Here is a 22,747-nt window from a genome sequence, read left to right as displayed (position 1 = left end):
AACGTCGAAACCATCCAGGCACCACCCGAAGGAACCCGATGATCCCCGCCGCACTGCGCAACGCGGTGCTCGGCGTGCTCGCGGTCCTGCTGGTGCTCGCGACCACCGCGATGGCCCCGGGCTTCTCATCGGCCTCCTTCACAGCCCAGACCGCGAACGCCGCCAACCGCGTCGGCGCCGCGGCCGACTGGACACCCCCGACGGTCAGCGTCCAGGCTCCGGCCGGCACGCTCCGCGACGTCGCCACGATCACGGCGACGGCCGCCGACGGTGAGACCGGTATCGCGCAGGTTGTGATCTCGGCGCAGACCGCGGGCTCGACGACGTGGACCACCCTGTGCACCGCGACGGCGGCGCCGTACAGCTGCTCGTGGGACACTCGCACCGTTGTCGACGGCTCGTACAGCCTGCGGGCGATCGCGACCGATAAGGCGGGGTACTCCACCACTTCCGCCGTCGTCGCCGCCACCGTCGGCAACACGATCGGCGTCGTCCTCGCCGATCCGGGCGACTTCGCCGTCGGCTCCGTGACGCTCGCGACGACGCTGCAGAACACCGGCGCCGGCCCGTACGCGGTCCGCGTCGAATACGCCGTGGCCGGCACGGGCGCATGGACGGCGCTGTGCACAAACCTCGCCTCCCCCTACTCGTGCGTGTGGAACACGGCGAGCAAGACCTTCACGAACGGCGAGTCGTACGACCTCCGCTCCGCGGCGACGTACAACGGCGTGACCACCTACTCGAACGTCGTGGCGGACGTGCTCGTGGACAACTCCGCGCCCACCGTCTCGATCGTGGACCCCGGGTCGCCCCTCCGCGGCACGATCACGCTCGCGGCCAACGCCTCGGACGGACAGTCCGGCGTCGCGAAGGTCGTCATCCAGTACGCGCCGAGCGGCACGTCCAACTGGACGGATGCCTGCACCCTCACGCTCCCGCCGTACACGTGCCGCTTCGGCACGACCGCTCTCGCGAACGGCAGCTACATCTTCCGCGCGGTGGCGACGGATGCCTCGGGCCAGGTCGCATCGTCCGCCCCGACGAGCGCCCGCACAGTGGACAACAGCGTCGCCTCGGTCGCGATGGAGGACCCGGGCGCTTACCTCACGGGCACGGCGAGCCTCGCCGCGACCGCCAACTCCACGGCGGGCGTCGCGAGCGTCGCTATCCAGGTCGCCGCGAGCGGCACGACGACCTGGACCACGATCTGCGCCCTCACCGCCGAACCGTTCACCTGCGCGTGGAACACGAAGGCCGTCGCCGACGGGCTCTACGACTTCCGCGCGGTCATGACCGACAAGGCCGGGAAGCAGACGACGTCGGCCGTGCTGGGCTCGCGGCGGGTCGACAACCGCCCCGTGCGCGGCGCCGACGTCCAGACCGCCAACGGCGGCGGGATCGCGGGACGCCTCGACGGCGGCGACACGATCACCTTCACGTACAGCACGCAGATGAGCCCGGCGAGCATCTCGGCGGGGTGGAACGGGAGCGCGACTGCCGTCACGCTGCGCCTGCGCGACGGTAACGTCGTGGGCCTCACCGCCAGCGACGACACCCTCGACATCCTCCGTGGGACGGCCGCCGTCAACCTCGGCTCCGTCGACCTGCGCGGCGACTACGTCAAGAACAACAAGACCTCGCAGTGGAACGCGACGATGACGGCGACCACGGTGACGGTCAACGGCCTCCCGGTGACGGCCGTTCAGATCGTGCTCGGAACGCTCAACACGGGCGGTGCCCTCCGCACCGCGGCCGCCTCCGCCGGGGCGAACATGGTGTGGACGCCCTCGAGCGCCGCCACCGACCTCGGCGGCACGACCTCCTCGAACGCGCCCGTCACCGAGTCGGGCGCCCTGGACAGGGAGTTCTAGTGGACGCACCCGGCACCCACGACACCCCCCGCGGTGGTGCCACCGATCCCGACGACGACCTCGATAGCATCGATGTCGTGGGGCAGCACATCCTTGTCGTCGAGGACGACGACGGCATCGCGCTCCCCCTTGTACGCACTCTGACGCGCGAGGGCTACGACGTCGAGCGCGTCGCCGCGGGCGCGACCGCGATCGACCGCGTGCTCGGGGGCGAGTTCTCGCTCGTCGTGCTCGACCTCGGCCTGCCCGACATGGACGGGCTCGACGTGTGCCGCCGGGTGCGCGACGAGGGGTATGAGGGCGGCATCGTCATCTTGACGGCACGCGACGGCGAGCTGGACCGGGTCGTCGGGCTGGATGTCGGGGCCGACGACTACATCGCGAAGCCGTTTGCTCTGGCCGAGCTGCTCGCGCGGCTGCGCGCCCTGCTGCGGCGCAGCGCTGCGGCGGCGTCGAAGCCGGCGGCCGCGCGGGCCGCGGCATCCGGGACTCCGCTGACCGTCGATCCCGACTCACGCCGCGCGTTCGCAGGAGAGCGCGAGATCCCGCTCAGCACGAAGGAATTCGACCTCCTGGCCAACCTCGACCGCCAGCGCGGGGCCGTCGTGACCCGCGAGCGCGTCATGGACGAGGTGTGGGACGAGAACTGGTTCGGCTCGACCAAGACCCTCGACGTCACGATCGCGCGCCTGCGCCAGAAGCTCGAGGACTCGGGCGCCGATGTGCGGATCACGACGATCCGCGGCATCGGCTTCCGCCTCGACGACGGGGCGGCGGATGCGTGAACGCCTGGTCATCGCCTTCGTCGCGATGGCGGTCGGGATCATCGCTCTCTACGGCATCCCGCGCGCGTACATCGTCGCCGACCTGATCCAGACGAACGAGGAGCGCCGCGTCGTGCGCGCCACGGATTTCATCTCGGTGCTCATCGCCGAGCGCGAGACCCACGGCGAGGTCACCGAGGAGTTCTTCGAGCCGGTCCTGCAACCCGGCGAGCACATCACGTATGTCGCGGCGGACGGCACCACCGTCGAGGCGGGCGATCCAGCCGCCGACGACGACCTCAAGGCCACGGCGGAGGTCGCCGGTGGCGGCACGGTGGAGTTCAGCCGCTCGGGAGCCGTCATCTCGCAGCGCGTGCAGGACGCCGTGATGCCCGTCGTCGTACTCGGCATCGGGCTCATGATCCTCTCCGCCGTCGTCGCCGTGCTCCTCGCCCGCCGTCTGTCGGCGCCGTTCGTGAGGCTGGCCGGCCTCGCCCGCAAGATCGGCGACGGCCCGCTGGATGACGAGGCCGCCACCGGTCGCATCCCCGAGGCACGCGCGATCGAAGAGGCCCTCCGCACCAGCGCGAAGACGCTCGACCAGCGGATCCGGCGCGAGCACGAGTTCGCGGCGAATGCGTCGCACCAGCTGCGGACGCCCATCACGGCGCTGCGCCTCGAGCTCGAGGACGTGTCGCTGTGGCCCGAGACGGCGCCGGCGGTCCGCGAACAGCTCGAGCACGCGCTCGTCGAGATCGACCGCCTGTCGGACGCCATCGCCCACCTTCTCGCGCTCGCGCGCGGCGGAACGCCCGGGGCGGATGCGTGGGCGCCCCTCGGCCCCATGCTGACGCAGGCCGGCGAGCGCTGGCGCGCGGAGGCCACGGCTCAGATGCGTCCCATCCGTGTGGAGGTGGAGGGCGCCGCCGCGACGAGAGTGCCCGCGCCGACGACGCAGATCCTCGACGTCCTGATCCACAACGCACTGCGGCACGGACGCGGGGTTGTGACGGTGTCGGGCACACGTGCCAACGGCTACGTCACCGTCCGAGTCGGCGACGAGGGCCCCCGTCCGAGCGGCAACGAGATCTTCCAGCGCAGGCCGGGCAAGAGCACCAACGGGGGCGAGGGCATCGGCCTCGCACTGTCGGCCGAGCTGGCCGAAGCGCTCGGGGGGCACCTCCTGCTCGAGTCGAGCCCGACGACGCGGTTCTCGCTGATCCTCCCGCAGAAGGACCCGGCCGCCTGATCAGGCGCCGCGCGACCCCGCGTCGGTCGTCCCGACATCGGTGCGGTGGAAGTTCTGGAAGGAACGGGATGCCGTGGGCCCGCGCTGCCCCTGGTAACGGTTGCCGTAGGGGCCGGCGCCGTACGGCGTCTCGGCGGGCGACGAGAGCCTGAAGAAGCAGAGCTGGCCGATCTTCATGCCGGGCCAAAGCTTGATCGGGAGGGTCGCGACGTTGGAGAGCTCGAGCGTCACGTGCCCGCTGAAACCCGGGTCGATGAAGCCGGCCGTCGAGTGGGTGAGGAGCCCGAGCCGACCGAGCGACGACTTTCCCTCGAGGCGTGCGGCGACGTCGTCGGGGAGGCCGACGAGCTCGAAGGTGGAGCCGAGCGCGAACTCCCCCGGATGGAGGATGAACGGCTCGTCTGGCGCGACCTGGATCAGGTGGGTCAGGTCGGGCTGATCCTCGGCCGGATCGATGAAGGGGTACTTGTGGTTGTCGAACAGCCGGAAGTACCGGTCGAGCCGCACATCGACGCTCGACGGCTGCACCATGTCGGGCTCCCACGGCTGGACCGTGATCCTCGCGGCGTCGATCTCACGGCGGATGTCGCGGTCCGAGAGCAGCACGCTCCCACACTAGCCGCGCCCGGGTCGCCGGATGCCGCGGGTTACGTCCGCCGCCGCACCGATCCGACGCGCGTCGAGATCGCAGAGATGACGGCTCAGTCGCCGGATCCACGGCGATTCGTGCGATCTCGGCGGGCATTGGAGGGGCTGACGGGAATCGGCCACTCCGCCACTCCACACGCCAGCTCCGCCGGCGCGCGGAGCCTCCGGCGGAGCGGGACCGCCCGCGGGCGGATCGGTTCCTACGGCAACCGCACGAATGCCCAGCCGCACCGACTCCGTCGGCGCGACTGGGCATTGGAGGGGCTGACGGGAATCGGCCACTCCGCCACTCCACACGCCGGCTCCGCCGGCGCGCGGAGCCTCCGGCGGAGCGGGACCGCCCGCGGGCGGGTCGAGTCCTACGGCACCCGCACGAATGCCCAGCCGCACCGACTCCGTCGGCGCGTCTGGGCATTGGAGGGGCTGACGGGAATCGAACCCGCGCTGTCTGCTTGGGAAGCAGAAGTTCTGCCATTGAACTACAGCCCCGAGAGCGCCTTGCGGCGCCCGGCCAGCATAACAGGGACGGATGCCGCGGCCCGCAGCCGCGGCATCCGTTCACATCACCGGCAGGAAGACCCGCATCGTCGACGGACCGCGCTCGGCCCAGTCGTGGTACGCGACGAGGGGCACGTCGAAGGTCTCGGAGGACGAGGCATCCGTCGCCTGTCCGTACGGCCAGGCGGACTCGTCCGCGGGCAGCACGCCGACCCGCACCCACACGCGCCCGTCGCGCTCGACCGGCGCGACCGACGCATCGAGCACGACCCTGGCGACATCATCGAGCCCCGCGGGAGCGAGGTCGACCGACTCGAGCGCGAGCACCTCCGGCCCCCGCTCGATTGCGACGCACCCGCGCACGGCGTCGATGCGGCTGTCGGGGACCGAGATCCGGGGGGCGACCGGCAGTTCGAGCTCGACGACGTCGCCCTCGGCGAAGCTGCGGCGCACCTCGGCGAAGCCCGGATCGACGGACCGCTCCGAGACGCCGTCCGCGGATCGCACGCGCAGCAGCGCTCCCGAGGCCCAGCCGGGAACGCGCAGACCGAGGGTGAACTCGGCGTCGGCGTGGACCGTGACGCGCACGAGGCCGTCCTCGGGGTAGCGCGTCTCGACGTCGAGCTCGACCGGCGTCCCGCCGCCGACGACCGTGCGCACCTCGGACGGTGCGTACTGCAGGAGGCGGATGCCGTCGTCGGTCGCCGCGGCAACATAGGAGTCGAGGCTCGCGAACGTGCGGGCGACATTCGGCGGACAACACGACACCTCGAACCAGGGCGCGCGCAGCGAAGACGCCGCGCGGGGCGACGTCGCATCGGGGTCGGCCGGCGTCCCCGGCACCCGTTCGTGCAGCGTGTTGGCGTAGTAGAACGACGTGCCCTCGGCGCTCGGCGACGTCTCGACGACGTTGTAGAGCGAGCGCTCGATGAGGTCGGCGTAACGCGCCTCGCCGTCCGCGAGGAAGAGGCGCCACGTGAACATGATCGAGCCGATGCTCGCGCACGTCTCGGAGTAGGCGCGGTCCGGCGGCAGCTCCCAGTCGTCGCCGAACGCCTCGTCCTGGTGGTGCGACCCCTGGCCGCCCGTGATGTAGGTGCGGCGGGCGATCGTCCGTGCCCACTGCCGGCGTAGGGCGTCGAGCAGCTCGTCGTCGCCCGCGTCCACCGCGACATCGACCGCCGCGGCGGCGAGGTAGTTCGCCCGCACCGCGTGCCCGCGCAGGGCCTCGGCATCCCGCACCGGCACGTCGTCCTGATAGTAGGAGCGGCCCCACTCGTGCTCTGCGAGGGTGCCCGCGCCGTGGCGCTCGACGAACAGGCGCGCCTGCTCGAGGTAGCGCCCCTCCCCCGCGAGCCGTGCGAGCTCGGCGAGGCCGACCTCGACCTCGGCATGGCCGCAGATCGACTCGATCCCGCCGGGACCGAAGACGTCGCACACGAGATCGGCGGCACGACGGGCGACGTCGATCAGCCCGTCGCCCGCACCCGGCCGTGTGCGCTCCCGCGCGACGGCGGCCTGGAAGAGGTGGCCCAGGCAGTACAGCTCGTGCCCCCACTCGAGGTTCGTCCAGCGCGCGTCCTGCCCGGGCCGCCCGAACATCGTGTCGAGGTAGCCGTCGGGCTCCTGCGCGGCGGCGACGCGGGCGACGATCGCCCGGAACCGCTGCTCGAGGGCCGGGTCGTCGGTGCGGCCGATCTCCCACGCGAGCGCCTCGAGGTACTTGTAGACCTCGGAGTCCGAGAACTCGCGGCCGCGGCGGCCCTCCGGAAGCGTGCCGGCGGCGGCGAGGTCGAAGTTCGGCAGCCAGCCCTCCGACTCGAGCCGCGCCTCGATGTGCGACAGGGTCGCCGAGCCGTTGACCCGCTGGCGGCGTCCCCAGAAGCCTCCCGTGATGCGCACCTCGGTCTGGCCGAGGGGCCGCAGCGCTCCGCGGATCGGAACGGCGGGGGCGGCGGGAATCGTCGTGGTCGAAGTCATCGTCATCCTTTGAATGCACCGGACATGAAGCCGCGCACGTAGTGGCGCTGCAGAACGAGGAAGAGAAGGATGCACGGCACCGCCAGCACGACGACACCGGCCTCGGTCGCGCCGTAGTCGATGACGCCCTGCACCTGCACGCGCAGATTCGCGACGGCGAGGGGCAGCGTCATCCGGTTCGTATCGGTGATCAGGATGAGCGGCGCCATGAAGTCGTTCCACGCCGCGAGGAAGGCGAAGAGGCCGACCGTGATGAGGCCCGGCTTGACCGCGGGGATGAGCACGCGCCACAGCGCCCCGAAGCTCGAGCAGCCGTCGACCATCGCGGCCTCGTCGAGCTCCCGCGGGATCGACTCGAACGAGATGCGCATCATGAAGATGGAGAACGGCAGCTGGAACATCGTGAGGACGATCGCGACGCCCACGAGGGAGTTGGCGAGGCCGACCGAGTTGAGGATGACGTAGAGCGGGATGAGGAGCGTCGCGTAGGGGACCATGAGGATCGCGAGCGTCGTCAGGAAGAGGAAGTTCTTGCCGGGGAACGAGAACCGGGCGAACGCGTACCCGCCGAGGAGCGACGTCACGAGTGTCAGGAGGACGGTCAGGAGCGACACGAAGAGCGAGTTGCCGAGGTAGACCCAGATGCCCGCCTGGTAGTTGGCGAGGGCGACGTAGTTGCCGAAGCCCCAGCCCTCGGTCTGACTCGTGCCGGCGCGCGGCTCGAACGACGAGACGGCCGTCCAGACGAGCGGATAGAGGAAGATGATCGCGAGGGCGGTCGTCATCACCCAGTACGGCACGCCCATGACGATCCGGCCGATGGGCGAGCGGCGTCCCGCCTGGTGGCGGGTGGGCTCGACGCGGATGACGTCCGTCGCCGTGAAGGTCTGCTCTGTCGTGGTCATGGCTCAGCCCTCCTCGGGGCGGCGGAAGGCGCGCAGCTGGAAGATGTTGATCACGATGAGCGCCAGCAGCACGATCACCGAGATGGCAGCCGCGACGCCCAGGTCGTTCTGGCCCTGGAACGCGACGTTGTAGATGAGCTGCACGATCGTCATGGTGCTGTTGTCGGGTCCGCCCTTGGTGAGGATGTAGAACTGCTCGAAGGCGAGCAGCGACCCCGTGACGCACAGGACGATGGTGAGCGCGAATGTCGGCCGCAGGAGCGGCAGCGTGATGTCGCGGAACGTCTGCCATGTCGATGCACCGTCGATGCGGGCGGCCTCGTAGACGTCGTCGGGGATGCCCTGGAGGCCCACGAGCATGAGCAGCATGTAGAACCCCGCATACCGCCAGACGACGAGGAACACCGTCGACCACAGCGCGCCTTCCGGCGTGCCGAGGAACGTGAAGCCCCACGACTGCATCAGTTCCGCGAACGGCCCTGCGTACGGCGAGTAGAGCACGTAGAAGAGGAGGGATGCCGAGGCCAGCCCCAGTGCGCTCGGCACGAGGAACGACGTGCGGAGGAAGGCCTTCCACCGGGTCGACTCCTGCACCAGCATCGCGAGCCCGAGGCCGAGTCCCACGAGCAGGATCGTCGTGATGATCGTGTACTTCAGGGTGAACCAGATGGAGTCCCAGAACAGGCGGTGGTCGACGGCATCCACGTAGTTCTCGGGGAGGTTCCATCCCTGGTCGCCGCCGAGGAGCGGCCAGTCCGACCCCGACATCTTCAGCACGAGGCCGAGCGGCACGAGGAAGACGAACAGGACGAACGCCGCCAGCGGCATGGCGTAGCCCCAGCCGAGGAAGGCGTCGCGCCGTGCGCGGCGCGAGCGCCGGGTCCGCGGGGGCCGCGCCCCGTCGGCGGAGTGCGCCGGGGGCGCGGCGATGGTGTCGGCGACCATGATGGGTTCCTTCGATGGGGCGAGAGGGCGGCGGATGAGGCATCCGTCGCCCCCTCAGGGTCCCGGAGCCGGGGGCGCGACGCGCACGCCCCCGACCGGATCACTGCTGGAGGATGTCGGTGATGCCGTCGTTGTCGGCGTCGACCGTGTCGGTGCCTTCGAGCACCGCGTTGCGCACGAGGGTGAGCCACGGGCTGCCCGGTGCGTTGAACGCCTGCTGGAAGTTGAGGGCGACAGGGGTGTCGCCCTTGCCCGCCACCTCATTGATCGTGACGAGACGGGGGTCCTCCGCGGCGTACTTGTTGTTCGCGAGGTCGGCGCGCGACACGACGTCCTTGTTCTTGGCGAGGACCTCGACCTGGGCATCCTCGGACATCATCCAGCTGAGGAAGTTCCACGCCTGCGCGGCCTTCTTCGAGTCCTTCGAGATGCCGATGCCGTCACCGCCGACGAACGTCGACTCGCCGCCGTCGGGGCCGGGGATGCCCGCGACGCCCGCTTCGAACGGCGTCGACGACAGGAGCGTGGCGGGGTAGAACATGAGACCGACGTTGCCCTCGGTGAAGCCCGCCGTCCACGTGGGGCCCGCTTCGTCCTTCGAGCTCGGCAGCACGGCGCCCGAGTCCCAGAGGTCCTTCCACATGGCGTACATCTCCTGCGCGCTGTCGCCGTTGAGGAGAGACTCGGTCCCGTCGTCGCTCATGACCTGGTCGCCCGCGGCCCACACGCCCGGGAACCACGTGAAGACGAGGCATCCTCCGCAGTTGAGCCCCGTCGCGGTGCCGTAGACGCCGTCCTTGCCGAGAGCCTGGATCGCCTTGGCGTCCTCGGCGTATTCGGCGAGGGTCGTCGGGCCCTTCTCGGGGTCGAGTCCGGCCTCGGCGAAGAGCTCCTTGTTCCAGAACAGCATCGACAGGTCGAGCACGAACGGCAGGACGTGCTCCTTGCCGTCGCTCGTGCCGGCCGCGAGGTGGCCCTTGTTGATCTCGTCTTTGAAGTCGAGGCCGTCGATCTGCGAGCTGATGTCCTGGAAGAGGCCCTGCTCGACCCAGTTCGGGACGTAGACGATGTCGGCGGCGAAGAGGTCTGGGAGGCCGCCCGACCCTGCGGCGGCGCCGACCTTCGCGACGTAGTCGTCGTTGGGGACGACGGTCAGCTCCACCTGGTTCTCGTGGCTGTCGTTGTACGCCTCGACCAGCAGCTTCGCCTGCTTCTCGAGCGGGGCGCGGGTCCAGAGCGTGAGCGTCGAGCCGTCGTCGGCACCGTCGGGGCCGATCGAGACTGACGGGGCGGGTGCGGCGCCGGTGCCAGAGCAGGCCGCGAGGCCGCCCACGAGGGCACCCGTCGCGGCGATCGCCGCAAGCGCCCTGACGGCCGTGCGGCTGCGCCGTACATTGGTCATGCTGTCTCCTCTTGCTCTTCATCGAGCGGAAGCGTCCGGGGGTCCGATTCGGGTGCGGTCCGCTTTCCACAGGTGGCGGATTTCGAAAGTACCGAAATCCCTTTCGGGACGTTAGCGTGAGTGTATAGGGTCGGTCAAGACGTTCATCCGATAACGTTTCCGCATCGAGGGGAGGCAACGATGCTCTCAAGCGACGGCGCGGCGCGCGCCGCCACGCTCAGCGACGTCGCCCGCATGGCGGGCGTGTCGATCGCGACCGCCTCGAAGGCGCTCAACGGACGGGGAGATGTCGCCAGCGCGACGCGCCAGCGCGTGCGCGCCGCGGCGGACTCCCTCGCCTTCACGCCCAACGCGATGGCGCGCGGACTCCTCGCCGGGCGCACCGGCACGGTCGGCCTCCTGACGAGCGACCTCGAGGGCCGCTTCATGCTCCCGATCCTGATGGGCGCCGAGGATGCCTTCGGGGCCGGCAAGGTGAGCGTCTTCCTCTGCGACGCGCGCGGGGATGCGATCCGCGAGCAGCACCACCTCACGGCTCTGCTCAGTCGCCGCGTCGACGGCATCATCGTCGTCGGCCGGCAGACCGACCCGCGTCCCTCGCTGGGCCAGGAGATCCCCGTCCCGGTCGTCTACGCCTACGCGCCGAGCGACGACCCGCGCGACCTCTCGCTTACGCCCGACAACTACGCCGGCGGCCGGATGGCGATCGAGCACCTTCTCGCGTGCGGGCGCACCCGGATCGGCCACATCACCGGCGACCCGTCGTATGCCGCCGCGCAGGACCGCCTCGCGGGCGCACGGTCCGCGCTGGAGGCGGCGGGGCTCAGCCTCGTCGGCGAGCCCATGTTCTCGGTGTGGTCCGAGCACTGGGGACGGGATGCCGCGGCCATGCTCCTCGCGCAGCATCCCGATGTCGACGCGATCTTCTGCGGGTCCGACCAGATCGCCCGCGGCGTTCTCGACACGGCACGCGACCTCGGGCGCAAGGTGCCCGACGACCTCGCCGTGATCGGCTACGACAACTGGGAGATCCTCGCCACCAACTCGCGCCCCGAGCTGACGAGCATCGACGCGAACCTGCAGCATCTCGGCCGCCACGCGGCGCAGCGCGTGTTCGACGCGATCGACGGCGTCGACATCGGCGAGGGGACGCACCACCTCCCTGTGCGTCTCGTCATCCGCGGTTCCACGATCGCGCGTCGCTGACCCCGGCTCCGCCGTCGACGGATGCCGCGGCATCCGTCACCCGAGCGGCTCGGCCGTCTCGCGCGCCGCGCGCTGCGAAGACCGCACGGCGCCGATGCTGGCGACGATCACGAGCGCGATGCCGAGGATCTCGAGCCACGAGAGCTCCTGGCCGAGCAGCAGCCACCCCGCGAGCGCTGCCGTCGCCGGGGCGAGGCTCATGAGGATCGCGAACGCGGATGCCGCGAGCCGCCGCAGTGCGACGAGTTCGAGCGCATACGGGATCGTCGACGACAGGATGGCGACGGCGGCGCCCAGCCCGAGGATCTCGGGGCGCAGGAGCGCCGAGCCCGCAGACACGATCCCGAACGGCAGCGCCACGACGGCGCCCACGGTCATCGCGATGGCCAGGCCGTCGAGTTTCGGGAACTCGCGGCCGACGCGGGCCGACGCGAGGATGTAGAACGCCCAACTGGCGGCCGCGCCGAGCGCGCAGAGCACCCCGATCGGGTCCAGGCGCTCCCATCCCCCGCCGCCCAGCGCCAGCACGCCGGCGAAGGCGACGGCGGCCCAGATCCACGCCGACGCCCGGCGCGCGGCGATGATCGACAGCGTCAGCGGGCCGAGCACCTCGATCGTGACCGTGACGCCGAGGGGCAGCCGTTCGAGAGCGAGGTAGAAGAGCCCGTTCATGACGGCCAGGACGAGGCCGAAGCCCACGACGGCCCGCCATCCGGATGGCGAGTGCCCGCGGAGCTTCGGCCTCGCGATGAGCATGAGCACGATCGCCGAGAAGACGAGCCGCAGCATAACCATGCCGAGCGCGCCGACCTCCGGGAACAGCAGGACCGCGAGCGAGGCGCCGACCTCCTGGCACGCCAGTCCCGCGATGACGAGCAGGATGGCCGTGGACTGGCCGGTGCGGGCCGTCACCGGCTCAGGGGATAGGGCAGACGGCGGCCGCCGTGATGGCGTCGTGGTACTGCTGGGCCGTCCACGGGAGACCCGCTTCGGGCGCGGTCTCGCCCGAAGCCGCAGGCGCCTTCGAGGCGAGGGCCGCGAGCTCCCACGCGAGCCACACCGCAGGCCCCGCGCCCGCCGCCGAGTTGTTGAGCACGACGGCGACGGTGAGACCGGTGTCGGGGTCGGCGAAGGTGGCCGTGTTGTAGCCCGGCACGGCCCCGTACTGGCCGATGAGCGAGCCCGCGTGGTACACGCCGCCGCCGACCGTCAGCCAAGACGGCGCGCCGGCGTATGCCGGCACCTCGTGCGCGAGCCGGTTGAATCCCTGCGGGACGAGGGCGTTCGTCGCGAGCGCCTGCGCATACCGGCCCAGGTCGTGGATGTCGGTGACGACGCCCGAGTCGGTGTAGCCCGTGGTGGGCGACAGCGCAGACATGTCGACGGGCGCCGCGCAGTTGAGTCCGCCCTCGGGAGCCGGGAGCGAGACGTAGCCGGGGAGCACATCCCCGGAATCGGGAGCGGATGCCGGGAGCTGGGTGGCCGAGAGCCCGACGCGGTCGAACACGTACTCGCTGAGGAGCGCGGACGCGGTCTCGCCGGTGGCCTTCTCGAGGGCGAGGCCGAGGAGAACGTAGCCGGCGTCGGAGTCGCGATAGGAGGCTCCGGGTGGCGTGGTCCGCTCGAGACCGAGGCCGTAGCTCGCCAGTTCGTGCGGGTTCCAGGTGCGATCGGGCTTGTTGAGCCAGAGCGGCATGAGCTGCCCGGCGTAGGCGCCGATGCCCGAGGTGCCGTCGCAGAGCTGCCCGAGCGTCACATCGGTGAGGTCGGCGACCCCGGCCACATAGTCCGTCACCGGGTCGTCGAGGGCGACCGTACCGCGCTCGACCTGGGCGTACAGCACATCGCACGTCATGGCGCGCGTGACCTGGGCGGCCCGGAACCGGTCGTCCGCCGACACCGCTCCCCCGGCACCGGCCGGCTGCTCGGTGCCCACGCCCGCGACCCAGGCCCCGGCCCACGGAGCCCACACGCCGACGATCGCCCCGGGCGACCCGGTCGCGGCCATCGCGTGGCTGACGGCACCCTGCAGCTGCGTCACCATGTCGTCGGAGAGCTGGGCGTCCGTCTGCTCGGGCAGATCGATGCGCGCCGCAGGTGGCGCCGAGCATGCGGTGAGGCCGATGGCGACAGCCAGGGTGAACGCCATCACGCCGTAAGTCCGGCGGAGGCGGCTAGGGTGCCTCAAGCTCTCACCCCCCGGTGATCGTCAGATCATCTAAACACAGGCGCGCGGGTTTCCCGTTTCCGCCGTCCCTAGGCTAAACGCATGACCTTCCGATTCGACGACACCGTCGTTCGCGGCGTGCTCGGGCACATGAACGCCGACCACACCGGCGACAACCTCCTGATCGCGCGGGCCTACGGAGCGGCGGACGACTACACGGCCGCCGTCATGACGGGCTTCGACGGGGACGGCGGCGACTGGCTCGCCACCCGTGGCGACGGAACGACCGATGTCGTCCGAGTCCCGTGGCCGGGCGGACCCATCGAGGAGCGGCCGCACGTGCGGCGCGAGATCGTCGCGCTGTACGACGAGGCCTGCGCTCGCCTGGGCGTTCCGCCGCGGCCGCACTCTTAGCGAACCTGTAACTTAGGCCGCCCTTACCTTGAGCTACCATGAAGGTATGAGCGACCCGATCCCGTTCTCCACGGCGCTGCGCGAGCGAGCGAGCTCCGCCCACTCGACGAGCGAGCACGCGGGGTTCATGGCCGATCTCATCCAGGGCGACGGGACGCGCGACGACTACATCGCGCTCGTGGTGCAGCACTGGTTCATCTACGACGCGCTCGAATCGGCGGCCGAGCGCATGCGCCGGGACCCCGTGGCATCCGTCTTCATCAGCGACAAGCTGACCCGCCTGCCTGCCCTCGAGGCGGACCTCGAGTTCCTCGTCGGCCCGGACTGGCGGGAGCGCATCGAGCCGCTCCCGACCACCCGGCGGTACGTCGACCGGATCAACCAGGTGGGGGCGACATGGGCCGGCGGCTTCGTCGCCCACCACTACACGCGCTACCTCGGCGACCTCTCGGGCGGTCAGTTCATCGGACGCCTCATGGCCCGACGGTTCGGCTTCGAGACGAACGGCATCGGCTTCTACCTCTTCGGCGACATCGCCGACCCCAAGGCCTTCAAGGACGTCTACCGCGACCAGCTGGATGCCGCGCCGTGGGATGCCGCCGAGCAGGAGCGAGTCATTGACGAGGTGCTCCTCGCCTACCGCTTCAACACCGAGCTCTTCGAAGACCTTGCGGCGGCGAAGGCCACGCAGGTCGCCTGAGCGGGACTCTTCCCCCGGTGGCGCGGGTCAGGATGCCGCCTCCCGGCGCACGTCGGCCATGAACCGCCGCACGTCCGGGTCGACCTGGATGTCCCTCGGCCGCAGCGGTCGGGTGAGGTAGAGCCCGTCGAGCGAGGTCAGCCGCGACAGCGCCACGTAGGTCTGCCCCGGCGCGAATGCCCCCGACCCCAGGTCGATGATCGCCCGGTCGTACGTCTTCCCCTGGGACTTGTGGATCGTCACGGCCCACGCGAGGCGCAGCGGGAACTGCGTGAACTCGGCGACCACGTCGCGCGAGAGCGAGCGGGAGCCCTGGTCGTAGGAGTAGCGGAACTTCTCCCACACGGCCGGCTCGACGTCGAATTCCTGACCCTCGACGTCGACCCGCACCGACCCGCCGGCGATGCGCGTGACGGTGCCGATGGTGCCGTTGACCCATCGCGGCGCCTCGCCGAACGACGCGATGTCGTTGCGGAGGAACATCACCTGAGCGCCGACCTTGAGCTGCAGCTCGACATCGGCCGGGTACGCGTCGCCGCGGCCGAAATCGCCGTTGATCTCGGCGTTCGCGGTCTGCAGGCGCCCGCCCAGAGCGTCGAGGTGACGCCGGTTGATGGTGTTCACGATGTCGTTGCGGGTGGCGAGCGTGATGATGGGCACTTCGCCCTCGACGGGCTCGGGGGGCTTGCGCGCGCCGGTGTCGTTGAGGATCTGCGCCATGTCGGCGGTCACGATGCCGTGCCGCACGGCGTTGAGCAGCGCCTTGAACCCGGGGTCGGCCTGCCGGTGGATGTCGACGAGCTCGCGGATGTGCAGATCGGCCCCGAACGGTCCGAGCTCGGCGAAGCCCTCGAGGGAGGGGCCGTCGCGGAGAGCCCCACCGGTCGCCGAGCCGGTCGACCCACCCGTCCACACATGCGCGTCGAAGAACCAGAACGAGCGGTAGTGGTCACGGACGTATCGCAGTTCGTCGCCGCGCGGCGGCACGGGGGCGAGCTGGTAAGGGTCGCCGAACATCACGATCTGGGCGCCGCCGAACGGCTCGCCGCGCCGGCCGCGGGCCATGCGCAGCGCGCGGTCGATCGCATCCATGAGATCGGCGTTGACCATCGAGATCTCGTCGATGACGAGGGTGTCGATCGCGTTGAGCAGCTTGCGCGTCGCGTCGGACTGCGGCTCGTCGGTCGATCCGATGATCCCGAGCGGCAGCTTGAACAACGAGTGGATCGTCTGCCCCTCGACGTTGAGCGCCGCGACCCCCGTGGGCGCGCACACCGCGATCTGCTTCGACGTGTTCCACGCGAGGTGCTGCAGCAGGGTCGACTTGCCCGTGCCGGCCCGCCCCGTGACGAAGACATGCTCACGGGTGTCCTCGATGAGCCGGAACAGCGCCTCCTGTTCGCGTGAGAGAGGCGGCGCGATCACCGATTCATGGTAACGACCGGATGCCCCTTACTCGGTCGCCCTGTGCACGGCCACCCCGCCGGTGTGACCGCACAGAAGTCTTTCGGGCGCGCTTTTCTACACTGGATCCGTGGATCGGGGGGCCGTCGAGACCAGCCCCGAAGGCGCGCGAGTGCCTTCGGCGGCGTCTGCGAGCCCAGCCGCCGCGGCGGCGACGCCGTCCGCTCCGCCCCTCCAGGCGACGGATGCCCCGGCCCCCGGCATCCCGGATCCCGCTCTTCCGAAGCCCCGCCGCCGCGCCCCCGCTGGCGCTCGACCTGACGCTCCTGGCGGTGGTCGGGGTGGTGCTGGCCGGCGCACTCGCCGCCGGCGGCGCCGCGCTCTACCGCGAGTTCTACAGCCCGAGCGCCTTCGTCGAGCGCTATCTCGGGCTGCTGGCGCAGGCCCGCGCAGCCGACGCGCTGGCCGTGCCCGGCGTCGCGGTCGACTCCGCGGAGCTCGAGGCCGCGGGCCTTCCGGCGCAGTCGTCCGAGGCGCTGCTGCGCGGCGCCGCGCTCGCGAAGCTCACCGACGTCGAGGTCGTCTCCGAGACGAGCGACGGCGACACGACGGCCGTGACCGTCGAGTACAAGGCCGGCCCCTACCCCGGACGTACGACGTTCGAGGTCGAACGCGACGGCACGCTCGGCGTCGTCCCGACGTGGCGCTTCGCGCGCAGCCCGCTCGCCGTCGTCGACCTCGAGGTGCTCGGATCGATGAAGTTCGACGTCAACGGCTTCACCGTCGACAAGCGCCAGGTGTCGGTCGACGGCGCCGACGCCGATCCCGCCGCACCGCTCCCCCTGCTCGTCTTCTCGCCGGGCGTCTACTCCGTGTCGGTCGACACGGCGATCTCGTCGACGCCCGGCGTCGCGGTGCTCTCCGACAGCCCGCTGAAGTCGACGAAGGTGAGCGTGCAGGCCGAGCCGACCGAGCAGTTCATCGCCGTCGTGCAGCAGAAGGTCGACGAGTTCCTCACGTCGTGCGCGACGCAGGAGGTGCTGCTGCCGACGGCGTGCCCGTTCGGCTACCCCGTGGAGGACCGCATCGCGTCGGCGCCGAAGTGGTCGATCGTCAAGCAGCCGGCGGTGTCCGTCGCTCCCGACGGAGCGAACTGGTCGATCCCGACCACCGAGGCGACGGCGCACATCGAGGTCGACATCCGTTCGCTCTTCGACGGCGCGGTGCGCCACGTGAGCGAGAACGTCCCCTTCCTCATGAACGGCACGATCACGGTCACCCCTGACGGCTCGGCCTCGATCGTCGTGTCGGGCACCGACACGCGCTGACGCCAGGCAGACGGATGCCGCGGCTCAGCGGCGCGCGCGGGCGTCGCGCTCGGCGAGCTCCGCGAGGCGGGCGTTGTAGGCCTCGAGCTCCGCGTCGCCCGAGCGGTCCACGGCCCGGTCGCGGCGGCGCTGCTGCCGCGCGTCCGAGCGGCTCCACTGGATCGCGACCGTTATCGCGAGGATGAGCGTGGGGATCTCGCCGATCGACCAGGCGACGCCGCCGCCGACGTACTGATCCTGCAGGGGCGTCGCCCCCCACGTGCGGCCCATCGCCCCGTACCACTCCGCGACCATGAGCCCCGTCTGCATCATGATGACGATGCCGAAGAACGCGTGCATGGCCATGATGCCGATGAGCAGCAGCAGGCGTCCGGGGTACGGCAGCCGGTACGGAACGGGGTCGACGCCGATGAGCGAGAGCGCGAAGAGGTACCCGGTCAGGAGGAAGTGGGCGACCATCCACTCGTGGCCCAGGTGGTCGTAGAGGGTCCACCGGAAGAGGTCGGTGTAGTAGAACGCCCACAGCGAGCCGATGAACAGGCCCGCGGCGACGAACGGATGCGTCAGCACCCGCGCGACGGGCGAGTGCACCGCCCACAGGATCCACTCCCGGCCACCCCGGGTGCCGTCCTCGCGCTTGCGGATGGCTCGCGCCGCGAGGGTGACGGGAGCGCCGGCCACGAGGAGGACGGGGATGGCCATCGACAGGAGCATGTGCCCGGTCATGTGCACGCTGAAGAGGTAGTCCTGGTACGCGTTCACCGGCCCCGACGTGACCCAGAAGAGCAGGGCGAGTCCGAGCACCCAGAGGATGGTGCGATGGACGGGCCACGTGTCGCCTCGCCGACGCAGGCGCCACACCCCGGCGACGTAGAAGAAGATGCCGAAGCCGGCGGCGAAGGCCCACAAGAGGTCGATGTCCCAGACCGTGAACCAGCGGTCCACCGTCAGTTCGGGTGGAAGGGCCGCTCCGGTGAGGATCTCGGCCGGCGTCCGCACGGTGGGCAGCGCCGAGTTCGTCGGCGGGGGCGTGCGCGCGAGAGCGACGGCCGCGCCGCTCGCGATGCCCATGAAGGCGAGCTCGAGGGCGATGAGCGACCAGAAGCGTCGGGTCGAGGCATCCGTCTGCATTCCGCCGATGAGCCGGCGGCGGTACCAGGCTCCGAGCAGGCCGATGGCGATGAGGGCCGCTGCCTTGACGAGCACGAGCACGCCGTACGGGCTCGCGAGAGCCGACCACTCGCCGATCCCGATCGCGGCGCGGACCGTGCCCGCGACCGCCACGACGACGAATGCGACGAGCGCGATGCTCGAATACCGCGACATCGCCGTCGCGATGCGGTCCCGACCGACGAGGGGTCGCACGACGACGAGCAGCAGCAGACCGCCGAGCCACACGGCGGCGCCGATGATGTGCAGGACGAGGGCCATGACGGCGGCGGTGTGATTCGCCTCCTCGCCGGAGTGGCCCTGTGTTCCCATCGGGACGAGCGAAGCGAGCGCGAGGAGGGCCACGAAGAAGGTCGCGGTCCACCCGCGCACCGCGAACGCGAGCACGGTGAGCGCGGCGCCCGCGATCGTCGTGAGAAGCCACGTGCGGCCACTCTCGGTCTCGACGAGGAAGCGGCCGAGCTGCGCCCCGAACTCCGGGGCCGCGCTGACCTCGGGATTGAACGCGTCGAGGAAGGTGAGGAAGCCGGTCGCGGCCGCCGCGACGGTGAAGACGGCGGCCGAGATCGAGGCGACGTCGAGCGCGGTGTCGAACTCGCGCTCCCCGGCCTTCAGGGCGAAGAGCGCCGTCACGAGGGCGCCGACCATGCCCGCGGCCGAGAGGTTCACGGCGAGCGTCACCGTCGGCAGGCCCCAGCGGACGAGGGGTCCGGGGTCGCCGATGACGAGAGGTGCCGCCCCGCCACCGAAGGCGAGTCCCCACACGAGCGCGGCGAGCGCGAACGCGATGAGGATCGCGGGCCCGGCGGCCCGCAGCACGCGGGGGTTCACCCCCCAAGCCTATGCGCCGCCCGCTGGGTGCCCGCCGGGCGATGAGACGCAGGAAGGGGATGCCGCGGGTCGCGGCATCCCCTTCCGAAACAGGACTGCGGGTCTTACTTGACGGCAGCCTTGAGCTTCGAGCCGGCGGTGACCTTCACGCGCTTGCCGGCGGGGATCTTGATCTCCTCGCCCGTCTGCGGGTTGCGGCCGGTGCGAGCCGACGTCTCGACCTGCTCGAACGAGATCCAGCCCGGGATCGAGACCTTGCTGCCCTTGGCGACCGCCTCCGAGACGGTGGAGAAGAGGGAGTCGAGCACGCCCGACACGGCGGACTGGCTCTGACCCGTGGCGCTCGCGATGCTCGCGACGAGTTCGGTCTTGGTGATGGACTTGTCGGCCATGTGGTTGTCCTCCAGGCGACGGACTCGCCGCCTCATATTGCGGGGACCGGTGGAGCGGACGCCCCCCGGCTGGTCGGATCGACCGCCTCGAATGTAGCCGAGAACACCCGACATCCCCGGATTTCCGCGGATTTTCGGCGTTCTGACCGGCGTGTCGAGGGGTGGATGGGGCTGATGTGACGAATGTGACGTCGAAACCGATGCCTCTTGACAAGCCAGTTCGCGACCCTCCCGGTCGTCGAGCGGGGTCGGTCAGCGGTCCGTCAGCTCGCGAGCCACCGCGCCGACGCCCTCCATGAAGCCGGCGAGGTCGGTCTCGGCCTCGCCCGGCTGGAGGATGACCGACGTGGCGCCCGCGGCGAAGAACGGCTCGATCGCGGAGGCTACGGCTCGGGGGTCGCCCGCCACCATGAGCGTGGGATCGACCGAGCCGCCGCCGCGCGCGAGGTCGGCGGCGAGGCGGTCGTGCGCTTCGTCGCCCCCGAATGCCGTCGATACGAACACCACGAGCTCGTGCTTCCCGCCCCGGTCCGCCTCCGCCCGGCCCTCGCGCGCCAGCGCCAGCGTCCGCGCCACACGTTCGGGGTTGCTCCCCGCGGGGAGCACCGTGCCGTCGCCGACGGCCCCGGTCAGCCGAACGGTCTTGGGCCCCCTCGCCCGCGACGATGATCGAGGGCGCGTGCGCGGGCGGCCAGTCGAGGCGCACGCCGTCGAGCGAGACGTATCGGCCCGAGGTCGTCACCTCCTCACCCGCGAGCAGCGCCCGCAGCGCCGGCACGTATTCGCGCATGAGCGTCAGGGGCGAGGCTGCCCGCGCGCCGATTTGACTCATCCACGACTGCACGCCGTGTCCCACCCCGGGGATGAGCCGCCCGGGGAACAGCCGCTCGAGCGTGGCGATCTCCATCGCGATCAGCGCGACGTTCCGCAGCGGCATCGGGGCGACCCCGATGCCGACCCGGAGGCGTGTCGTCCACGCGAGCGCGGCGGACGCCGTCGCGAACGCGGACTCGCGGAAGCAGTCCTCCCACAGCCAGAGCTCGGGCACACCGGCCTCTTCGGCGGCCAGGACCGCGTCGCGGAGGGCTTCGGGGGGAGAGGCAGGGGTGAAGATCGCGCCGATGCTTCGCATGCTCTCACCCTTTCATGCGGCACCGACAGCGCCGGGAAAGCATGACGGCGAAGCGTTACTCCCCCGCGCCCGGTCCGTCGTGCAGGCGCCGCAGCGCCGAGACGATGTCGTCGTGCCAGCGGCGGGCGGCGGGCAGGACGCCCGTGAAGATCGGGGTGTCGTGCGTGACCCCGAGGTACTGGACGGCGGATGCCTCGACCCCCGCTTCGCGCAGGGCCGCCGCGTAGGCGGCGCCGTCGGAGCGGAGAGGATCGTACTCGGCCGTGAAGACGTACGCGGGCGGCAGCCCGGCCAGGGAGGGGGCGAGGAGCGGCGAGGCATACGGCTCTCGCGCGAGCGCCGTGCGAGGCAGATACGTGCGGGCGACCGAGCGCAGCTCGCGCCGGGCGATGAAGTTGGGGATGCCGAGCGACCGCGTGACCCCGAGGTCGACATGACGTCCGGTGAGGTCGGTGACCGGGACCTCGAGGATCTGCAGGCGCACGGGGAACCGCCCGCGGTCCCGGTTGACCAGGGTCAGCGCGGCGGCGAGATTCCCGCCGGCCGACGTGCCCAGGATCCCGATCCTCTCTCCGTCGAGCCCCAGCTCGGATGCCTGGCCGAAGAGCCACTCCAGCGCGGCGTAAGCCTGCTCGACCTGCGTGGGGTACTGATGCTCCGGGGCGAGGGCGTAGTCGACAGCAGCGATCGCGACGCCGGAGTCGGCCGCTCGCCTGCGGTAGCCGGCATCCGTCGTCGGATAGTCGATGCCGCCGATCCGGAACGCCCCTCCGAACAGCGCCAGACAGACCGGCGGCCGGGCGCCGTCCGAAGCGGGCGGGCGGTAGATCCGCACCCGTACGTCGGGGAAGCCGTCCACGGTGACGCGATGCTCGGTGATGGGGATGTCGGGACCCCGAGTGCCGACCGTCTTGAGCTCCTTGCGGTCCCATGCGACGGCCGCTTTGCGCTTCTTCGCCCGGGCCTCAGCCCGCGGGCCGAGAGTCGCCTGGTGGATCTGCGAGTCCGGCCTCACGGCCTTCGTCCCAGCACCCGGTGGGCGGTTCACGGCCGGGGCCTCGGCATCCGATGCCCGATTCTCGACGCGAGGCGCGGCGTCGGTCGCCGGACCCGCCGCCGGGATCGCGGGGGCGGCCGAGCGGCCGAACGGCCACAGGGACACGAGCCGCTGGCGAGCGGCACCCCGTGCCTTGTCGAAGAGGTGGCGCCGGTGCACGCGAAGGCGTTCGGCGAAGTAGGGATCCAGCGGCATCCGGGCCTCCTTTGTCCGCGTCGCGAGTGTATTCGCCCGAGGTCGGGTGGCTCCCGCGCTTGACGAGCGGCGCCGCCGGGCCTAGCCGCCGGGGCTCACCGGCGAGGGGCGCGTCGCCGGAACACACGAAGGGGCGGGAGTTCCGGAGAACTCCCGCCCCTTCGGACGGTTCAGCGGGTGCTTACCAGCTCGACTTGGTCACGCCGGGCAGCTCGCCACGGTGCGCCATGTCGCGGAAGCGGACACGCGAGATGCCGAACTTCGAGAGGTTGCCACGGGGGCGACCGTCGATGACGTCGCGGTTGCGCAGGCGGACCGGCGACGCGTTGCGCGGCAGCTTCTGCAGGCCGATGCGCGCGGCCTCGCGCTGCTCGTCGGTGGACTCGGGCGAAACGAGCGCCTTCTTCAGCTCGGCGCGCCTGGCCGCGTAGCGGTCGACGACCTCCTGGCGCTGCTGGTTGCGCGCGATCTTGCTCTTCTTAGCCACGG

20 protein-coding genes, 1 tRNA gene and 1 pseudogene are annotated in these 22,747 nt (G+C 71.0%); 7 read left to right on the top strand and 15 right to left on the bottom strand.

Going from position 1 to position 22,747, the window contains the following annotated elements; translation table 11 throughout:
• Nucleotides 1–38 precede the first annotated feature (38 nt).
• The 3 genes from G5T42_RS05725 to G5T42_RS05715 all read left to right on the top strand — a co-directional run bounded on the left by G5T42_RS05725 (nucleotide 39) and on the right by G5T42_RS05715 (nucleotide 3,884).
• Nucleotides 39–1,871 carry an Ig-like domain-containing protein gene (locus G5T42_RS05725; protein WP_241245970.1) on the top strand — a complete coding sequence of 611 codons (1,833 nt, stop codon included), beginning with the start codon at nucleotides 39–41 and terminating at the stop codon, nucleotides 1,869–1,871.
• Between the two features lie 77 nt (nucleotides 1,872–1,948).
• Nucleotides 1,949–2,656: a response regulator transcription factor gene (locus tag G5T42_RS05720; RefSeq protein ID WP_165130096.1), complete on the top strand. Its 708-nt coding sequence runs from the start codon at nucleotides 1,949–1,951 to the stop codon at nucleotides 2,654–2,656.
• A complete protein-coding gene (locus tag G5T42_RS05715; RefSeq protein ID WP_165126653.1) occupies nucleotides 2,649–3,884 on the top strand; it encodes a HAMP domain-containing sensor histidine kinase in 1,236 nt (411 codons plus the stop codon). The genes G5T42_RS05720 and G5T42_RS05715 overlap by 8 nt, the downstream gene beginning before the upstream one ends.
• Here G5T42_RS05715 and dcd read toward each other — a convergent pair whose 3' ends face one another.
• The 6 genes from dcd to G5T42_RS05685 form a co-directional block, all read right to left on the bottom strand.
• Nucleotides 3,885–4,490, bottom strand: coding sequence for a dCTP deaminase (gene dcd / locus G5T42_RS05710; RefSeq protein ID WP_165126650.1), 606 nt, complete (start codon nucleotides 4,488–4,490; stop codon nucleotides 3,885–3,887). It abuts the gene before it with no gap.
• A 457-nt stretch (nucleotides 4,491–4,947) separates the two neighbouring features.
• Nucleotides 4,948–5,021 (bottom strand) — tRNA-Gly (locus tag G5T42_RS05705).
• Nucleotides 5,022–5,090: 69 nt separating this feature from the next.
• Nucleotides 5,091–7,016, bottom strand: a complete 1,926-nt coding sequence (locus G5T42_RS05700) for a beta-L-arabinofuranosidase domain-containing protein (RefSeq protein ID WP_165126647.1) — start codon at nucleotides 7,014–7,016, stop codon at nucleotides 5,091–5,093.
• The gene (locus tag G5T42_RS05695) at nucleotides 7,013–7,915 is read right to left on the bottom strand and encodes a carbohydrate ABC transporter permease (RefSeq protein WP_165126644.1); all 903 of its coding nucleotides are present in this window, start codon (nucleotides 7,913–7,915) and stop codon (nucleotides 7,013–7,015) included. Before G5T42_RS05695 ends, G5T42_RS05700 begins: the two co-directional genes overlap by 4 nt.
• 3 nt (nucleotides 7,916–7,918) lie before the next feature.
• Nucleotides 7,919–8,860 (bottom strand): sugar ABC transporter permease, encoded by a 942-nt coding sequence (locus G5T42_RS05690; protein ID WP_165126641.1) that lies wholly within the window; start codon nucleotides 8,858–8,860, stop codon nucleotides 7,919–7,921.
• Nucleotides 8,861–8,960: 100 nt separating this feature from the next.
• The gene (locus G5T42_RS05685; RefSeq protein ID WP_165126638.1) at nucleotides 8,961–10,262 is read right to left on the bottom strand and encodes a sugar ABC transporter substrate-binding protein; all 1,302 of its coding nucleotides are present in this window, start codon (nucleotides 10,260–10,262) and stop codon (nucleotides 8,961–8,963) included.
• Between the two features lie 180 nt (nucleotides 10,263–10,442).
• Here G5T42_RS05685 and G5T42_RS05680 point away from each other — a divergent pair, with 180 nt between their 5' ends.
• The gene (locus G5T42_RS05680) at nucleotides 10,443–11,468 is read left to right on the top strand and encodes a LacI family DNA-binding transcriptional regulator (protein WP_165126635.1); all 1,026 of its coding nucleotides are present in this window, start codon (nucleotides 10,443–10,445) and stop codon (nucleotides 11,466–11,468) included.
• Nucleotides 11,469–11,504: 36 nt separating this feature from the next.
• Here the strand turns inward: G5T42_RS05680 and G5T42_RS05675 are convergent, their stop codons facing one another.
• Nucleotides 11,505–12,380: an EamA family transporter gene (locus G5T42_RS05675; RefSeq protein ID WP_165126632.1), complete on the bottom strand. Its 876-nt coding sequence runs from the start codon at nucleotides 12,378–12,380 to the stop codon at nucleotides 11,505–11,507.
• 4 nt (nucleotides 12,381–12,384) lie between these two features.
• Nucleotides 12,385–13,617, bottom strand: a complete 1,233-nt coding sequence (locus G5T42_RS05670; RefSeq protein WP_165130095.1) for a serine hydrolase domain-containing protein — start codon at nucleotides 13,615–13,617, stop codon at nucleotides 12,385–12,387.
• 120 nt (nucleotides 13,618–13,737) lie between these two features.
• Here G5T42_RS05670 and G5T42_RS05665 point away from each other — a divergent pair, with 120 nt between their 5' ends.
• Nucleotides 13,738–14,049 carry a DUF2470 domain-containing protein gene (locus G5T42_RS05665; RefSeq protein ID WP_165126629.1) on the top strand — a complete coding sequence of 104 codons (312 nt, stop codon included), beginning with the start codon at nucleotides 13,738–13,740 and terminating at the stop codon, nucleotides 14,047–14,049.
• Nucleotides 14,050–14,095: 46 nt separating this feature from the next.
• Nucleotides 14,096–14,749, top strand: a complete 654-nt coding sequence (locus tag G5T42_RS05660) for a biliverdin-producing heme oxygenase (RefSeq protein ID WP_165126626.1) — start codon at nucleotides 14,096–14,098, stop codon at nucleotides 14,747–14,749.
• Nucleotides 14,750–14,776: 27 nt separating this feature from the next.
• Here the strand turns inward: G5T42_RS05660 and G5T42_RS05655 are convergent, their stop codons facing one another.
• Nucleotides 14,777–16,174, bottom strand: coding sequence for a DEAD/DEAH box helicase (locus G5T42_RS05655; RefSeq protein WP_165126623.1), 1,398 nt, complete (start codon nucleotides 16,172–16,174; stop codon nucleotides 14,777–14,779).
• A gap of 224 nt (nucleotides 16,175–16,398) precedes the next feature.
• Between G5T42_RS05655 and G5T42_RS05650 the strand changes: the two genes are divergently transcribed.
• Entirely contained in the window at nucleotides 16,399–17,481 is a 1,083-nt protein-coding gene (locus G5T42_RS05650) for a hypothetical protein (RefSeq protein ID WP_165126620.1), read from the top strand.
• 24 nt (nucleotides 17,482–17,505) lie between these two features.
• Here G5T42_RS05650 and G5T42_RS05645 read toward each other — a convergent pair whose 3' ends face one another.
• From G5T42_RS05645 to rpsN, 6 genes and pseudogenes are all read right to left on the bottom strand, one after another.
• Entirely contained in the window at nucleotides 17,506–19,482 is a 1,977-nt protein-coding gene (locus tag G5T42_RS05645) for a cytochrome c oxidase assembly protein (protein WP_165126617.1), read from the bottom strand.
• A gap of 104 nt (nucleotides 19,483–19,586) precedes the next feature.
• Nucleotides 19,587–19,874, bottom strand: a complete 288-nt coding sequence (locus G5T42_RS05640; protein WP_124291903.1) for an HU family DNA-binding protein — start codon at nucleotides 19,872–19,874, stop codon at nucleotides 19,587–19,589.
• Between the two features lie 252 nt (nucleotides 19,875–20,126).
• On the bottom strand, nucleotides 20,127–20,507 hold the full coding sequence (locus G5T42_RS17600; RefSeq protein WP_347104461.1) for a hypothetical protein: 381 nt from the start codon (nucleotides 20,505–20,507) through the stop codon (nucleotides 20,127–20,129).
• Between the two features lie 121 nt (nucleotides 20,508–20,628).
• Nucleotides 20,629–21,006, bottom strand: a pseudogene (locus G5T42_RS17595) (LLM class flavin-dependent oxidoreductase); the annotation flags it as partial.
• 55 nt (nucleotides 21,007–21,061) lie between these two features.
• Nucleotides 21,062–22,258: an alpha/beta hydrolase gene (locus tag G5T42_RS05630; RefSeq protein ID WP_165126614.1), complete on the bottom strand. Its 1,197-nt coding sequence runs from the start codon at nucleotides 22,256–22,258 to the stop codon at nucleotides 21,062–21,064.
• A gap of 181 nt (nucleotides 22,259–22,439) precedes the next feature.
• Nucleotides 22,440–22,745, bottom strand: a complete 306-nt coding sequence (gene rpsN / locus G5T42_RS05625) for a 30S ribosomal protein S14 (RefSeq protein WP_165126611.1) — start codon at nucleotides 22,743–22,745, stop codon at nucleotides 22,440–22,442.
• Nucleotides 22,746–22,747 lie beyond the last annotated feature (2 nt).

This window comes from Microbacterium sp. 4R-513 (assembly GCF_011046485.1).
Classification (GTDB): Bacteria; Actinomycetota; Actinomycetes; order Actinomycetales; family Microbacteriaceae; genus Microbacterium.
This window is presented reverse-complemented; position numbering and strand designations above follow the sequence as displayed.